This window comes from Enterobacter sp. MGH 4, assembly GCF_000534735.1.
Classification (GTDB): Bacteria; Pseudomonadota; Gammaproteobacteria; order Enterobacterales; family Enterobacteriaceae; genus Enterobacter; species Enterobacter intestinihominis.
Map to the genome: position 1 here is coordinate 206,038 of NZ_KI973295.1, position 13,968 is coordinate 220,005.

16 protein-coding genes are annotated in these 13,968 nt (G+C 57.2%); 10 read left to right on the forward strand and 6 right to left on the reverse strand.

Annotated features, from left to right (window positions below; all coding sequences use genetic code 11):
* The first annotated feature begins 16 nt into the window (after nt 1-16).
* A complete protein-coding gene (locus L350_RS05125; protein WP_032626403.1) occupies nt 17-1,906 on the forward strand; it encodes an alpha-galactosidase in 1,890 nt (629 codons plus the stop codon).
* A gap of 67 nt (nt 1,907-1,973) precedes the next feature.
* Here the strand turns inward: L350_RS05125 and rsmI are convergent, their stop codons facing one another.
* A complete protein-coding gene (gene rsmI, locus L350_RS05120; RefSeq protein WP_032626405.1) occupies nt 1,974-2,837 on the reverse strand; it encodes a 16S rRNA (cytidine(1402)-2'-O)-methyltransferase in 864 nt (287 codons plus the stop codon).
* A gap of 61 nt (nt 2,838-2,898) precedes the next feature.
* On the opposite strand from rsmI, the gene L350_RS05115 reads away from it, so the two are divergent.
* Genes L350_RS05115 through dolP form a run of 4 tightly spaced genes read left to right on the forward strand, consistent with a single transcriptional unit; the run spans nt 2,899 to nt 6,587 of the window.
* Entirely contained in the window at nt 2,899-5,037 is a 2,139-nt protein-coding gene (locus L350_RS05115; RefSeq protein ID WP_032626408.1) for a penicillin-binding protein activator, read from the forward strand.
* Complete coding sequence (locus tag L350_RS05110) at nt 4,995-5,390, forward strand: YraN family protein (RefSeq protein WP_032626410.1); 396 nt, start codon at nt 4,995-4,997, stop codon at nt 5,388-5,390. The genes L350_RS05115 and L350_RS05110 overlap by 43 nt, the downstream gene beginning before the upstream one ends.
* 21 nt (nt 5,391-5,411) lie before the next feature.
* The gene (gene diaA / locus L350_RS05105; RefSeq protein WP_003861754.1) at nt 5,412-6,002 is read left to right on the forward strand and encodes a DnaA initiator-associating protein DiaA; all 591 of its coding nucleotides are present in this window, start codon (nt 5,412-5,414) and stop codon (nt 6,000-6,002) included.
* Nucleotides 6,003-6,011: 9 nt separating this feature from the next.
* Nucleotides 6,012-6,587, forward strand: coding sequence for a division/outer membrane stress-associated lipid-binding lipoprotein (gene dolP / locus L350_RS05100; RefSeq protein ID WP_022649505.1), 576 nt, complete (start codon nt 6,012-6,014; stop codon nt 6,585-6,587).
* A 50-nt stretch (nt 6,588-6,637) separates the two neighbouring features.
* Here dolP and L350_RS05095 read toward each other — a convergent pair whose 3' ends face one another.
* Both L350_RS05095 and L350_RS05090 read right to left on the reverse strand, forming a co-directional pair.
* Entirely contained in the window at nt 6,638-7,675 is a 1,038-nt protein-coding gene (locus L350_RS05095) for a permease (RefSeq protein ID WP_023307055.1), read from the reverse strand.
* A 40-nt stretch (nt 7,676-7,715) separates the two neighbouring features.
* Nucleotides 7,716-8,360 (reverse strand): NAD(P)H-binding protein, encoded by a 645-nt coding sequence (locus L350_RS05090; RefSeq protein ID WP_022649507.1) that lies wholly within the window; start codon nt 8,358-8,360, stop codon nt 7,716-7,718.
* A gap of 128 nt (nt 8,361-8,488) precedes the next feature.
* On the opposite strand from L350_RS05090, the gene L350_RS05085 reads away from it, so the two are divergent.
* Nucleotides 8,489-9,007, forward strand: a complete 519-nt coding sequence (locus L350_RS05085) for a type 1 glutamine amidotransferase domain-containing protein (RefSeq protein WP_015571965.1) — start codon at nt 8,489-8,491, stop codon at nt 9,005-9,007.
* Here the strand turns inward: L350_RS05085 and L350_RS05080 are convergent.
* The gene (locus L350_RS05080) at nt 8,987-9,421 is read right to left on the reverse strand and encodes a YhbP family protein (protein WP_022649508.1); all 435 of its coding nucleotides are present in this window, start codon (nt 9,419-9,421) and stop codon (nt 8,987-8,989) included. The two genes, L350_RS05085 and L350_RS05080, sit on opposite strands and share 21 nt — an antisense overlap.
* A gap of 14 nt (nt 9,422-9,435) precedes the next feature.
* On the opposite strand from L350_RS05080, the gene L350_RS05075 reads away from it, so the two are divergent.
* Entirely contained in the window at nt 9,436-9,765 is a 330-nt protein-coding gene (locus L350_RS05075; protein WP_003861768.1) for a GIY-YIG nuclease family protein, read from the forward strand.
* Here L350_RS05075 and L350_RS05070 read toward each other — a convergent pair.
* A complete protein-coding gene (locus L350_RS05070; protein ID WP_022649509.1) occupies nt 9,752-10,255 on the reverse strand; it encodes a GNAT family N-acetyltransferase in 504 nt (167 codons plus the stop codon). The two genes, L350_RS05075 and L350_RS05070, sit on opposite strands and share 14 nt — an antisense overlap.
* Nucleotides 10,249-10,773 carry a ubiquinone anaerobic biosynthesis accessory factor UbiT gene (locus tag L350_RS05065; RefSeq protein ID WP_003861771.1) on the reverse strand — a complete coding sequence of 175 codons (525 nt, stop codon included), beginning with the start codon at nt 10,771-10,773 and terminating at the stop codon, nt 10,249-10,251. The genes L350_RS05070 and L350_RS05065 overlap by 7 nt, the downstream gene beginning before the upstream one ends.
* Nucleotides 10,774-10,994: 221 nt before the next feature.
* On the opposite strand from L350_RS05065, the gene L350_RS05060 reads away from it, so the two are divergent.
* The 3 genes from L350_RS05060 to L350_RS05050 all read left to right on the forward strand — a co-directional run bounded on the left by L350_RS05060 (nt 10,995) and on the right by L350_RS05050 (nt 13,961).
* Nucleotides 10,995-11,990: a ubiquinone anaerobic biosynthesis protein UbiU gene (locus L350_RS05060; RefSeq protein WP_022649510.1), complete on the forward strand. Its 996-nt coding sequence runs from the start codon at nt 10,995-10,997 to the stop codon at nt 11,988-11,990.
* Between the two features lie 7 nt (nt 11,991-11,997).
* On the forward strand, nt 11,998-12,876 hold the full coding sequence (locus tag L350_RS05055; RefSeq protein ID WP_023307058.1) for a U32 family peptidase: 879 nt from the start codon (nt 11,998-12,000) through the stop codon (nt 12,874-12,876).
* 77 nt (nt 12,877-12,953) lie between these two features.
* Complete coding sequence (locus L350_RS05050; RefSeq protein ID WP_022649512.1) at nt 12,954-13,961, forward strand: luciferase-like monooxygenase; 1,008 nt, start codon at nt 12,954-12,956, stop codon at nt 13,959-13,961.
* Nucleotides 13,962-13,968 lie beyond the last annotated feature (7 nt).

The window sequence follows — 13,968 nt, forward strand, 5'->3', positions numbered from 1 at the left end:
TAAGGATCTTACCCCGATGAAAACAAGGCTCACTCTCTCGCTGCTGGCTCTCTGTGTTTCTCATGGCGCGGCGGCAGCAAACTACGCGCTCAGTAACAACAATATTGCCCTTTCGTTTGATGATGCAAATGCAACGGTAGTAGTAACGGACAGCAAGGCTAACCATCCGCTCACGCCACAGGAGTTGTTCTTTCTGACACTGCCGGATGAAACAAAAATCCACACCGCTGATTTCAAAATCAAGCACGTCGAAAAGCAGGACAACGCGATAGTCATCGACTTTACGCATCCGGATTTTAACGTAACGGTGAAACTGAACCTGGTGAAGGGAAAATACGCCAGCATCGGCTACACCATCGCCGCCGTCGGGCAGCCGCGGGACGTAGCGAAAATGACCTTCTTCCCGACGAAGAAGCAGTCTCAGGCACCTTACGTTGACGGGGCGATTAACAGCTCGCCAATCGTGGCCGACTCGTTCTTCATCCTGCCAGACAAACCGATTGTGAATACTTACGCTTATGAAGCCACCACGAACCTCAACGTGGAGCTGAAAACGCCAATTCTGCCTGAGACACCGGTCAGTTTTACCACCTGGTTCGGCACTTTCCCGGAAACTAATCAGCTGCGGCGCAGCGTAAACCAGTTTATCGATGCCGTGCGCCCGCGGCCTTATAAGCCTTATCTGCACTACAACAGCTGGATGGACATTGGCTTCTTTACTCCTTACTCCGAGCAGGATGTCATTGGGCGGATGGACGAATGGAATAAAGAATTTATTGCCGGACGCGGGGTGGCGCTGGACGCGTTCCTGCTGGACGATGGCTGGGACGATCGCACCGGACGCTGGCTGTTTGGCCCGGCATTCAGCAACGGTTTTGGCAAAGTCAGGGAAAAAGCCGATAGCCTGCATAGCTCGGTTGGGCTGTGGCTTTCACCGTGGGGCGGTTACAACAAGCCGCGCGATATTCGCGTCTCGCATGCAAAAGAGTATGGTTTCGAAACCGTAGACGGCAAGCTGGCGCTGTCGGGGCCGAACTACTTTAAAAACTTTAACGATCAGATCATTAAGCTGATCAAAAACGAGCACATTACCTCGTTCAAGCTCGACGGAATGGGTAACGCCAATTCGCATATCAAGGGCAGCCCATTTGCATCGGATTTTGACGCGTCCATTGCCCTGCTGCACAACATGCGCAGCGCAAACCCGAACCTGTTTATCAACCTGACCACCGGGACCGACGCGAGCCCGTCCTGGCTGTTCTATGCTGATTCAATCTGGCGTCAGGGCGATGATATCAACCTGTACGGTCCCGGCACGCCAGTGCAGCAGTGGATGACCTACCGGGATGCCGAAACTTATCGCTCCATCGTACGCAAAGGCCCGCTGTTCCCGCTGAACTCCCTGATGTACCACGGGATCGTCAGTGCAGAGAACGCTTACTATGGACTGGAGAAAGTACAAACGGACGGTGATTTTGCCGATCAGGTCTGGAGCTACTTCGCGACCGGAACTCAACTTCAGGAGCTGTACATCACGCCGTCCATGCTTAACAAGGCGAAGTGGGACACCCTGGCACAGGCGGCGAAATGGTCGCGTGAGAATGCCAGCGTGCTGGTGGATACGCACTGGATTGGCGGTGACCCAACTTCGCTTGAGGTTTACGGCTGGGCCTCATGGAGTAAAGACAAAGCGATTTTTGGTTTACGCAACCCGTCGGATAAGCCGCAACGTTACTACCTGGATTTAACCAAAGATTTTGAGATCCCGGCAGGAGAGCGCTCGCAGTTTACCCTGAAAGCCGTGTACGGCAGTAATTCAACCGTACCAGAGGAGTATAAAAACGCTGTGGTGATTACGCTGCAACCGCTGGAAACGCTGGTGTTTGAGGCGATGCCGGGAAAATAGTGAGGCTTTGACACGGTGTAGGCCGGGTAAGGCGAAGCCGCCTCCCGGCAAAACAGGCGGCAGGGGCTTACTCCCCCTGCTGCTCCAGCGCATATTTATACAGCGCATTTTTCTTCACGCCGTGGATCTCCGCCGCCAGCGCCGCCGCTTTTTTCAGGGGCAGTTCAGCCTGTAGCAGGGTCAGCGTACGCAGCGCATCGGCAGGCAGGGCGTCTTCCTGCGCTTTATGCCCTTCGACAATCAGCACCATTTCGCCCTTGCGGCGGTTCTCATCCTCTTTCACCCACGCCAGCAGTTCGCCAACCGGCGCGCCGTGAATGGTTTCCCAGGTTTTGGTCAGCTCGCGCGCCAGCACCACGTAGCGGGATTCGCCCCAGACGGTAACCATATCGTCCAGGCTTTCCAGCAGGCGGTGGGTTGATTCGTAAAAAATCAGGGTACGCGGCTCTGCTTCCAGATCCTTTAACACGTCGCGACGGCCTTTGGATTTAGCAGGCAGGAAACCTTCGTAGCAGAAACGATCGGACGGCAGGCCCGCCGCACTTAATGCGGCAATAGCAGCACACGGCCCCGGCAGCGGCACAACGCGGATCCCTGCTTCACGGCAGGTGCGCACCAGATGGTAACCCGGATCGTTGATAAGCGGCGTACCCGCATCGGAGACCAGCGCGATGTTCTGCCCTTCTTTCAGCTTCGCCACCAGCGTTTCGGCTTTTTGTTGCTCATTGTGATCGTGCAGGGCAAACAAACGGGCGTTAATGGCAAAGTGCTGCAGCAGTAAACCGGTATGACGGGTGTCTTCAGCAGCAATTAAATCAACAGCTTGCAATACAGTGAGTGCACGTTGGGTAATATCAGACAAATTCCCGATAGGAGTAGGTACAATATAAAGCTGGCCTTGAGAATTATCTGCCGTTTCGTGTTGTTTCATTGTTTCGTCCGTATTGCCGATTTAATATTGAGCATTGCGTAAAAAAATCACTGGATACAGTATGGTACCGTTAACGTTTCTTCGAAAAAAAGCCGCGCACAGCGTGCCCCTCCTGCTGGCAGCCCTGATCTTTACCGGCTGCGGCACCCAGGCACCCGACCAGAGCACTGCTCATATGCAGGGATCCGCTCAGGCTGATTCTGGCTTTTATCTGCAACAAATGTCGCAGAGTTCAAATGATACCAGGATCAACTGGCAATTACTCGCCATTCGTGCACTGCTGAAGGAAGGAAAAACCCAGCAGGCTGCCGAGCTGTTCAGCCAGCTGCCGCAGGATCTTAACGACGATCAGCGCCATGAGCAGACGCTGCTGTCGGCAGAACTGAAGGTCGCGCAGAAAGATTTCGACGGCGCGAAGAAGATCCTCGGCACTATCGAACTGAGCGCGCTGGATAAGAATCAGCAGGCCCGTTTCTGGCAGGCCGGTATCACCGCTGAGCAGGGTCGCCCCTCCCTGACGCTTCTCCGCGCGCTGATTGCCCAGGAGCCTCTGCTCGCGGGTGCGGACAAGCAGAAAAATATTGACGCAACCTGGCAGGCACTCGCCTCCATGACCCAGGATCAGGCCAGAGCGCTGGTGATCAACGCCGATGAAAATGTCCTGCAAGGCTGGCTGGATCTGCAACAGATGTGGTTCAACAACCGCAGCGATCCGAACATGCTGAAAGCCGGCATTACCGACTGGCAAAAGCGCTACCCGCAAAACCCGGGAGCAAAAATGCTGCCAACGCAGCTGGTGAACGTGCAAAACTTTAAGCCCGCCTCCACCAGCAAAATCGCCCTGCTGCTGCCGTTAAACGGCCAGGCAGCGGTGTTTGGCCGCGCCATTCAGCAAGGTTTTGAAGCCGCGAAAAACGGCACTACCGCCGTCACCGGCAGCGCCGTTCCGGCGCAGGCAGCACAGGCGGCGAATGTGAATGACGTCGTCAGTCCGTCAGCCGCCGAAACCAGCGACCTGACCACCGCGCAAACCCCTGCACAGGGCACCATGCAGAATCCGGTTACCGCCCCAACGACGCAACCCGCTACCTCAGCGCCTGCGGCAACACAGGCCCCGGCTGAAACCCCGGCGCCCGCGACGGCAGAACAACCTCAGCCGCAAACCGCGCAGCCGGAACAGCAGCCAGCAGCCCAGCCGCAGGCTGTGGCCACCACCAGCGCTAACCCTGGTGCAGAGTTGAAAATCTACGACACCAGCGCCCAGCCGCTTGACCAGGTGCTGGCGCAGGTTCAGCAGGACGGGGCCAGCATCGTTGTCGGCCCGCTGTTGAAAAACAACGTGGAAGCGCTGATGAAGAGCAACACCACGCTGAACGTGCTTGCGCTGAACCAGCCAGAGCAGGTTCAGAACCGCGCCAATATCTGTTACTTCGCCCTCTCTCCGGAGGATGAAGCCCGCGATGCGGCCCGTCATATTCACGAGCAGGGCAAGCAGGCGCCGCTGCTGCTGATCCCACGCAGCACGCTGGGCGACCGCGTTGCCAACGCCTTTGCGCAAGAGTGGCAGACCCTTGGCGGTGGCGTGGTGTTGCAGCAGAAATTTGGCTCAGCTTCCGAACTGAGAGCGGGCGTGAACGGCGGGGCAGGTATTGCCCTCAACGGTAGCCCGGTATCCGCCAGTCTGCCGCAGCAGCAGAGCGTCACCATCGGCGGTCTGACGATCCCGGCCCCCCCTACCGACGCGCAAATCAGCGGCGGCGGTAAAGTGGATTCGGCGTACATCGTCGCTACGCCGGAAGAGATCGCCTTTATCAAACCAATGATCGCCATGCGTAACGGCAGCCAGAGCGGCGCAACGCTCTACGCCAGCTCACGCAGCGCACAGGGTACCGCAGGCCCGGATTTCCGTCTGGAAATGGAAGGACTGCAATACAGCGAGATCCCTATGCTGGCAGGCAGCAACCCGCAGTTGATGCAGCAGGCGCTGGGCGCGGTGCGCAATGATTATTCCCTGGCGCGTCTGTACGCGATGGGCGTCGATGCCTGGGCGCTGGCAAACCACTTTACCCAGATGCGCCAGGTACCGGGCTTTGAGCTTAACGGGAATACCGGCGATCTGACCGCCGATCAGGATTGTGTGATTAACAGGAAGTTATCATGGCTCAAATACCAGCAGGGGCAGATCATCCCGGCCAGTTAAGCCGCAAAGAGACCGGCGACGCGTGGGAGCTAAAAGCGCGCCGCTGGCTTGAAGGCAAAGGACTGCGCTTTGTCGCCGCCAACGTTCGCGGGCGCGGCGGCGAGATTGACCTGATTATGAAAGACGGTCAAACCATCGTGTTTGTTGAAGTACGCTACCGACAGTCGTCCCGTTTTGGCGGTGCTGCCGCCAGCGTGACGCTCGCCAAACAACAAAAATTATTACAGACTGCCCACTTGTGGCTTGCCCGCCATAATGGGAGTTTTGATACTGTGGATTGCCGTTTCGATGTGGTAGCCTTCACCGGAAATGCGATCGACTGGCTTAAAAACGCGTTTGGCGAAGACGCATAAATAAGATTTTAAAGGGATACCGTGCTCGAACGAATTAAAGTGTGCTTCACAGAAAGCATTCAAACGCAGATTGCCGCGGCGGAAGCCCTTCCGGACGCGATCTCGCGTGCAGCGATGACGCTGGTTCAGTCGCTGCTCAACGGCAACAAAATCCTCTGTTGTGGCAATGGCACGTCCGCCGCCAACGCACAGCATTTTGCTGCCAGCATGATCAATCGCTTCGAAACCGAGCGACCGAGTTTACCTGCCATTGCACTAAACACCGATAACGTGGTCTTAACTGCGATTGCCAACGATCGTCTGCATGACGAAATTTACGCCAAGCAGGTGCGCGCCTTAGGCCATGCCGGAGACGTGTTGCTGGCGATCTCCACGCGCGGTAACAGCCGGGATATCGTTAAGGCGGTTGAAGCGGCAGTAACCCGAGACATGACGATTGTCGCCCTGACCGGTTACGACGGCGGTGAGCTGGCTGGCCTGCTGGGGCCGCAGGATGTGGAGATCCGCATTCCTTCGCACCGTAGCGCCCGCATCCAGGAGATGCATATGCTCACGGTGAACTGCTTATGCGATCTGATCGATAACACGCTTTTCCCTCACCAGGATGATTAAGGAGTTCTCATGAAGGTTTTATCGGCCCTTGCAGTCGTGATGTCTGCATTACTGCTTCAGGGATGCATCGCTGCCGCTGTAGTCGGTACCGCAGCGGTCGGCACCAAAGCAGCGACCGATCCGCGTACCGTTGGGACGCAGGTGGATGACGGTACGCTTGAGCTGCGCGTAAACAGTGCGCTGTCGAAAGACGAACAGATCAAGAAGGAAGCACGCATTAACGTGACGGCTTATCAGGGCAAAGTTCTGCTGGCAGGCCAGGCGCCAACCCCTGAACTCGCCTCGCGCGCCAAACAGATCGCGATGGGCGTAGAAGGTACGGCGGAAGTGTTTAACGAGATCCGCCAGGGCCAGCCAATTGGTCTCGGCACCGCGTCATCTGATACCTGGATCACCACCAAAGTGCGTTCCCAGCTGCTGGGTACCGACCAGGTGAAATCCTCAAACGTGAAAGTAACCACTGAGAACGGCGAAGTGTTCCTGCTGGGCCTGGTGACAGAACGTGAAGGGAAAGCGGCGGCGGATATCGCCAGCCGGGTGAGCGGCGTGAAGCACGTCACCACCGCCTTTACTTATATCAAGTAATTCACACCTGACTGTAAGCCCGGTAAGCGCCAGCGCCACCGGGCTTTCTTTCACACCAGCGCCATACTCCCCACAATCACTCCGCTCAACGCCACCAGCCCCGCCGTCAGCCACAGCGCTTTCGCCGGGAATGACTTACGCAGCATGATCAGCGACGGCAGGCTCACCGCCGGCAGCGTGATGAGCAGCGCCAGCGCCGGTGCGGTACCCATGCCAGCCATCATCATGGTCTGAATAATCGGGATCTCCGCCGCGGTTGGGATCACAAACAGGCAACCGGCCACCGCCATCGCAATCACCCACATCAGCGTGTTGTCGATAGCGCCATCCGCATGCGGGAACAGCCAGACGCGCGCCGCCCCGAGCACCAGTACGGCCAGGATATAGACCGGGATTGTGCTCCAGAAAAGCTGCCACAGCGCTTTGCCCCAGCGAGCTAAGAAACTGCCCTGCGGATCGCTGAGGTCCAGCTCAACGGAGGCAGGCCCGGCCTCGTTGTCTTTCACCAGGTGCTGCACTAGCGTAGCGACAAGCACCACCGTCAGCAGGCCAGCCGCCAGACGGATAAACGCGAAATGCCAGCCGAGAACGAAGCCCATAAACACCAGCGTTGCCGGGTTCAGCAGGGGGTTACCCATCCAGAAGGCAAGCGCACCGCCCATCGACACGCGCTGTCGGCGCATACCCGCCGCCACCGGTGCAGCGCAGCAGGAGCACATCATGCCCGGCAGGGAGAAAATCGTTCCCAGCAGCGTGCCCTGCAAGCGCGGTTGTCCCAGGGTTTTTATCAGCCAGTTACGCGGGATAAGTACCTGAATCAGCGAGCCCAGCAATACGCCCAATACCGCCGCTTTCCAGACGGCAAGAAAATAGACCATTGCGTAATCCCACGCCGCGCGAAGCGGGCTGGAATCGGCCTGCGCGAGAATCGATTTACCGATGCTGTGGGTGTCGGCGGCGGTGAAGGCTTTACCGTAGTACGGCTGCCATTTCACATACCAGAGGCCAATGATGACCACGAGAAAGAAGAGTGCGGGCTTCCACCACTGAACAGGTGTTGCCGCCTGAGATGAAGACTGACCAGTCATACCATTCCCCGGAAGGTGTTATTTAATAAGCCGGGGAAGTTTACGCCTCGCCCTGCGCGATTTCACGCAGTTTTGCCGAAGGGATAATATTAACCCCCTCTTGCGACGGAGCCAGTGCCTCTTTCAGCATCGCCTGCGCGACATCCCGCGCCTCGATGGACTTCCAGTTACCTGGCAGGATGCGAAACAGCGGAGCGAAAAAAGACTCGTTAAAACGCCGTTCGTCGCGGTGGCCCATCAGCATGGAAGGCCGCACGATGGTCAGGCGCTCCCATTGCTGCGCGATTAACGCCTCTTCCATTTTGCCCTTCACCTGGTTGTAAAAAAACGGCGAGCCTGCGTTCGCGCCGTGCGCGCTGACCACCAGGAAATGCTTTGCACCCAGCTTTTTGGCCGTCAGGGCGGTATCTACCACCAGCGTGTAATCTGCATGGACAAAGGCTTCCTTACTGCCCGCTTCCCGTCGGGTGGTGCCAAGGCAGCAAAAGGCGATATCAATGGGATCCTGCACCTGCGCCAGCGCGTCGGTAAGCTGGGGATCGTGCGGGTTATAGACGCCGGTGATATCCAACAGCGGGCGACGCGTCGGGGCGGCGATATAGTTGATATGCCGATCCTGGATCAGCAGCCGCAGCAGATGTCCACCCACCAGCCCGGTTGCGCCGGTAATCAGTACCTGACTCATCTTGTCCCCTTTACAGAATTGTCCGTTTGCGATCTGGGCCTGCTCTACCACACTTAAAAGTCTGTTACCGGTAAGTATTTACCACAAACGGGAAAAAAACAGTCTGAAGCGAAAACAACGGAGGAAGCATGGGTAAAAAAATCGCAGTCTTGATTACCGACGAGTTTGAAGATTCAGAATTTACGTCGCCAGCAGAGGCATTCCGCAAGGCGGGCCACGAGGTGGTCACCATCGAAAAAGAAGCGGGTAAAACCGTGAAGGGCCACAAGGGTGAAGCCAGCGTGACCATTGACGAATCCATTGATAACGTCAGCCCGTCGGATTTCGACGCCCTGCTGTTACCGGGCGGCCATTCACCGGATTCCCTGCGCGGGGACGAGCGTTTCGTCACCTTTACCCGTGACTTCGTCGGCACCGGTAAACCGGTGTTTGCCATTTGCCACGGCCCGCAGCTGCTGATCAGCGCCGAGGTGGTACGCGGGCGTAAGCTCACCGCGGTGAAACCGATCGTTATTGATCTGAAAAACGCCGGTGCCGAGTTCTACGATCAGGAAGTGGTGAACGATAACGATCAGCTGATCACCAGCCGTACGCCGGACGATCTTCCAGCGTTTAACCGCGAAGCGCTACGCCTGCTCGGTGCGTAACCAGTGCAGCTTCTTGCCAAAGCCCAGGGTGTTGTCGGTAAATTTCAGCTCATCGAGGCGGATTTCCCACACCGGGGCTTTTAGCGCTGCGGCCACCGGGAAGCGGCGCGTATAGCGTTTACGCTGGGCGTCGCTTTCCTCACCTTCCAGGCGACGAATTTCGCCTTTGAACTGGACCCCGCGGATCAGCGCAACGGTTTTAGGCTGACCATTTACCGTGCCCGCCACTTTTGCCTGTTGGCCCGTCATCTGCGCATGCCGCGTTTTGTCTTCGCTCATCACGTAAAAGGCCACGCGCTCGGGATCGTAGTAATAAAAGGCATTTGCGCACCACATCTCCTCGTCTTTACAGACGCACCAGGTCACAACATGCTGCTTTGCCAGCCAGCGGTTAATGGCGGCCAGTGTTTCCATTTTCGCTCTCTCTCATGCTATGGTGCGTTCACCTTAACATACTGAATCTGTTTACCGTGTGCTGGTTTCTCTATCTTGTCCGAACCGCTGATAACGCACTCTACACCGGGATCACTACCGATGTGGCACGGCGTTTTTTACAACATCAAACGGGAAAAGGGGCGAAAGCACTGCGGGGGAAAGGTGAACTTCAGCTGGCGTTTTCAGCCGCCGTGGGCGACAGATCCCTGGCGCTCAGGCTGGAATACCGCATCAAGCAGCTGACGAAGCGCCAGAAAGAGCGTCTCGTCAACGGGGACGGCTCTTTCGAGGCGCTACGCGAAAGCCTGCTTAAAAACGATTGAAATGATCGTGGTACTCCACCAGACCGGTAACGCCGTCGAGCGAATCGTCCGCCAGAGGATGTACCAGGAAAGATGTTTCCGTGCCTGGCCAGTGGCAGCGCAGATCGTATCTGGACGCTGGCTCAAAGCCTAAACGCTCGTAGAACGCCGGATCGCCCAGAACGACGACAGCGGCATAGCCAAATTCATTCAGGGAATCCAGCCCTTCATAGACCAGCTGGCGTGCCAGGCCCTGTCCACGGTAGTTTTCATCCACCGCCAGCGGCGCCATGCCGACCCACTGTAACTCTTCGCCCTGCACAATCACCGGACTGAACGCCACGTAGCCGACCACCTGCCCCTCATCGTCGGTGGCAACCAGGCCCAGCGTAATCAGGCCATCTTCGCGAAGATCGTGAACCAGTTGAGCTTCGGCGTCGCCTGCAAAAGAGCGGCGTAACAACGCATCGATACCCGGCGCATCAATCCCAATTTCGACTCGAATCAGCATGGTTCACCTACTGAAGTGTGTTTACTGTCCGGCGGGGTTTTTAGCCCGGCCTCAACGAAATCTGCCATTTGCATCAACATCATACGCAGCGCTTTCGGCATCTGCTCCAGCTCAATGGCATCCATTAAATTTTTGACGTACAGACCGAGCTCCGTGTCGCCTTCAATCACCAGACGACGCTGGAAGAAGAGGGTGTCCGGATCCTGTTTGCGCGCGGCGATCATCAGCAGATCGCTGGCATCCGCGCTAAAGCTGACATCCGCCTCGGCGGTTTCACGAACGATAAGCCGATCGTTCTCTACGGAAGTAAACCAGCGCAACCCGATATCGCGTACTTCAATCTTTAACCAGCGGCCTTCCAGAAACTCAAGCTCACCGTCCTGTAGCGCCTGGCGGAACTGCCAGCTCAGTACCTGTTCCAGCACCTGGCGTTTAAGCGCGAACGGCGCCAGTTTTACCGGCACGCTCAGCATTGATGGGCCAAATTGTACGAGACGTGAACGCAGTTTATCCAGCACGAGCTTTACTCCCTGATAGCTATAGTCCTGCTATTTTGCCATATCCCGACAAGAAGATAGCGGCGTAAATCAACAAACCGTTGTCCGGTATACCTCATTATTGGTGCCATCAATACGCCATTAGCTGCCTTAAATCAAAAATTGTCGCGTATGGGTTAATTAAAATCCCAGCTCGTTAACATTTTTTACGATCCCTGCGATCGACAACATCGGGATAAATTATGGAGCTGCTCTGCCCTGCCGGAAACCTTCCGGCGCTTAAGGCGGCCATCGAAAATGGGGCCGATGCGGTCTATATCGGGCTGAAAGATGATACCAATGCCCGCCATTTTGCGGGTCTTAACTTTACGGAGAAAAAGCTTCAGGAAGCCGTTAACTTCGTTCACCAGCACCGGCGCAAACTGCACATCGCCATCAATACCTTTGCCCATCCTGATGGCTACGCCCGCTGGCAGCGCGCCGTGGATATGGCGGCCCAGCTGGGCGCCGATGCGTTGATCCTGGCCGACCTCGCTATGCTTGAGTATGCGGCAGAACGTTATCCGCATATTGAGCGCCACGTCTCTGTTCAGGCATCGGCCACCAATGAAGAGGCCGTGCGTTTTTATCATCGACACTTTGACGTGGCTCGCGTGGTGCTGCCGCGCGTGCTCTCTATTCATCAGGTTAAGCAACTGGCGCGCGTCACGCCAGTGCCGCTGGAGGTTTTTGCCTTCGGCAGCCTGTGCATCATGGCCGAAGGCCGCTGCTATCTTTCTTCCTATCTTACCGGGGAATCGCCAAACACCGTCGGTGCCTGCTCGCCTGCCCGCTTCGTTCGCTGGCAGCAAACGCCGCAGGGACTGGAGTCGCGCCTGAATAACGTGTTAATCGACCGCTATCAGGACGGTGAAAACGCGGGCTACCCGACACTGTGCAAAGGCCGCTATCTGGTGGACGGCGAGCGCTACCACGCGCTGGAGGAGCCCACCAGCCTCAACACGCTGGAGCTGCTGCCGGAACTGCTGGCCGCCAACATTGCCTCGGTGAAAATCGAAGGCCGCCAGCGTAGCCCGGCCTACGTGAGCCAGGTGGCGAAGGTGTGGCGTCAGGCCATCGACCGCTGCATGGCCGACCCGCAAAACTACGCCCCGCAGGCGGCCTGGATGGAGACGCTCGGCGCGATGTCCGAAGGCACGCAAACCACGCTCGGCGCGTATCACCGTAAATGGCAGTGAGATAATCATGAAATATTCATTAGGGCCGGTGCTTTACTACTGGCCAAAAGAGACGCTGGAAGTTTTTTACCAGCAGGCGGCTAACAGCAGCGCCGATGTGATTTACCTCGGCGAAGCGGTGTGCAGCAAGCGCCGCGCCACCAAAGTGGGCGACTGGCTGGATATGGCGAAAAGCCTGGCCGGCAGCGGCAAGCAGGTGGTGCTCTCGACGCTGGCGCTGGTGCAGGCGTCCTCTGAACTGGGCGAGCTGAAGCGCTACGTCGAAAACGGTGAGTTCCTGCTGGAGGCGAGCGACCTGGGCGTGGTGAACATGTGCGCCGAGCGTAAGCTGCCGTTTGTCGCCGGACATGCGCTGAACTGCTATAACGCGGTGACCTTGCGCCTGCTGCTCAAACAGGGGATGACACGCTGGTGCATGCCGGTTGAGCTCTCCCGCGACTGGCTGGTCAACCTGCTAAATCAGTGTGACGAGCTGGGCATTCGCAATCAGTTTGAAGTCGAAGTGCTGAGCTACGGCCATCTGCCGCTGGCCTACTCTGCCCGCTGCTTCACCGCGCGTTCCGAAGATCGCCCGAAAGACGAGTGTGAAACCTGCTGCATTAAGTACCCGAACGGACGCAGCATGCTGTCACAGGAGAATCAGCAGGTGTTTGTCCTCAACGGCATTCAGACTATGAGCGGTTACGTCTATAACCTCGGCAACGAGCTGGCGTCAATGCATGGGCTGGTGGATATGGTGCGTCTTTCGCCGCTCGATACCGGCGTGTTCACCATGCTGGACGCCTTCCGTGCCAACGAAAACGGCGCCTCGCCGCTGCCGCTGACGGCAAACAGCGACTGCAACGGTTACTGGAAACGTCTCGCCGGGCTGGAATTGCAGGGGTAAAAAAGCTCACTTTGTTAACAACGGTTATCATTTTTTAATGCAGTATTAAAGATTGACCGTCGACAAAGTGAGCTGTTATGACTGACAAAACCATTCCGTTTTCGGTGCTGGATCTGGCACCGATTCCACAAGGCTCCTCGGCAAGAGAAGCCTTTTCGCACTCTCTGGATCTGGCTCAGCTTGCCGAAAAACGTGGCTATCACCGCTACTGGCTGGCGGAGCACCATAACATGGTGGGCATCGCCAGCGCCGCCACCTCAGTACTGATTGGCTATCTGGCGGCGAATACCACTACTTTGCACCTTGGCTCCGGTGGCGTGATGCTGCCGAACCATGCCCCGCTGGTGATTGCCGAGCAGTTTGGCACCCTGAATACACTCTACCCCGGTCGCATTGATTTGGGTCTTGGCCGCGCGCCGGGCAGCGACCAGCCGACCATGCGCGCCCTGCGTCGCCATATGAGCGGCGATATCGACAACTTCCCGCGTGATGTAGCGGAGCTGGTAGACTGGTTCGATGCGAGCGATCCTAACCCGCACGTGCGCCCGGTGCCGGGCTACGGCGAGAAAATCCCGGTGTGGCTGTTAGGCTCAAGTCTGTACAGCGCACAGCTTGCCGCACAGCTGGGGCTGCCGTTCGCGTTCGCTTCCCACTTCGCACCGGATATGCTGCATCAGGCTCTGCATCTCTACCGCACAAACTTCAAGCCTTCCGAGCGTCTTGAGAAGCCGTATGCGATGGTGTGCATCAATATCATTGCCGCCGACAGCAACCGCGACGCGGAATTCCTGTTTACCTCCATGCAGCAGGCGTTTGTGAAGCTGCGTCGCGGCGAGACGGGCCAGTTGCCACCACCGGTAGAAAATATGCATCAGCTGTGGTCGGCCTCCGAGCAGTATGGCGTGCAGCAGGCCCTGAGCATGTCGCTGGTGGGTGATAAGGCGAAGGTGCGTCACGGTCTGGAGGCAGTGCTACGAGAAACGCAGGCGGATGAAATTATGGTCAACGGCCAGATTTTCGATCATCAGGCGCGTTTGCATTCATTTGATCTGGCGATGCAGGTGAAAGAGGAGTTGGTGGGGTAGTTTTTTG

What these genes read in the sequence shown, in the direction of transcription:
- L350_RS05055 (WP_023307058.1), top strand. Translation starts at nt 11,998, where the DNA reads ATGAAATATTCATTAGGGCCGGTGCTTTACTACTGGCCAAAAGAGACG.
- L350_RS05075 (WP_003861768.1), top strand. Translation starts at nt 9,436, where the DNA reads ATGCTATGGTGCGTTCACCTTAACATACTGAATCTGTTTACCGTGTGC.
- L350_RS05060 (WP_022649510.1), top strand. Translation starts at nt 10,995, where the DNA reads ATGGAGCTGCTCTGCCCTGCCGGAAACCTTCCGGCGCTTAAGGCGGCC.
- rsmI (WP_032626405.1), bottom strand. Translation starts at nt 2,837, where the DNA reads ATGAAACAACACGAAACGGCAGATAATTCTCAAGGCCAGCTTTATATT.
- L350_RS05050 (WP_022649512.1), top strand. Translation starts at nt 12,954, where the DNA reads ATGACTGACAAAACCATTCCGTTTTCGGTGCTGGATCTGGCACCGATT.
- L350_RS05070 (WP_022649509.1), bottom strand. Translation starts at nt 10,255, where the DNA reads ATGCTGATTCGAGTCGAAATTGGGATTGATGCGCCGGGTATCGATGCG.
- L350_RS05110 (WP_032626410.1), top strand. Translation starts at nt 4,995, where the DNA reads ATGGCTCAAATACCAGCAGGGGCAGATCATCCCGGCCAGTTAAGCCGC.
- L350_RS05095 (WP_023307055.1), bottom strand. Translation starts at nt 7,675, where the DNA reads ATGACTGGTCAGTCTTCATCTCAGGCGGCAACACCTGTTCAGTGGTGG.
- L350_RS05080 (WP_022649508.1), bottom strand. Translation starts at nt 9,421, where the DNA reads ATGGAAACACTGGCCGCCATTAACCGCTGGCTGGCAAAGCAGCATGTT.
- L350_RS05090 (WP_022649507.1), bottom strand. Translation starts at nt 8,360, where the DNA reads ATGAGTCAGGTACTGATTACCGGCGCAACCGGGCTGGTGGGTGGACAT.
- L350_RS05115 (WP_032626408.1), top strand. Translation starts at nt 2,899, where the DNA reads ATGGTACCGTTAACGTTTCTTCGAAAAAAAGCCGCGCACAGCGTGCCC.
- L350_RS05125 (WP_032626403.1), top strand. Translation starts at nt 17, where the DNA reads ATGAAAACAAGGCTCACTCTCTCGCTGCTGGCTCTCTGTGTTTCTCAT.
- dolP (WP_022649505.1), top strand. Translation starts at nt 6,012, where the DNA reads ATGAAGGTTTTATCGGCCCTTGCAGTCGTGATGTCTGCATTACTGCTT.
- L350_RS05085 (WP_015571965.1), top strand. Translation starts at nt 8,489, where the DNA reads ATGGGTAAAAAAATCGCAGTCTTGATTACCGACGAGTTTGAAGATTCA.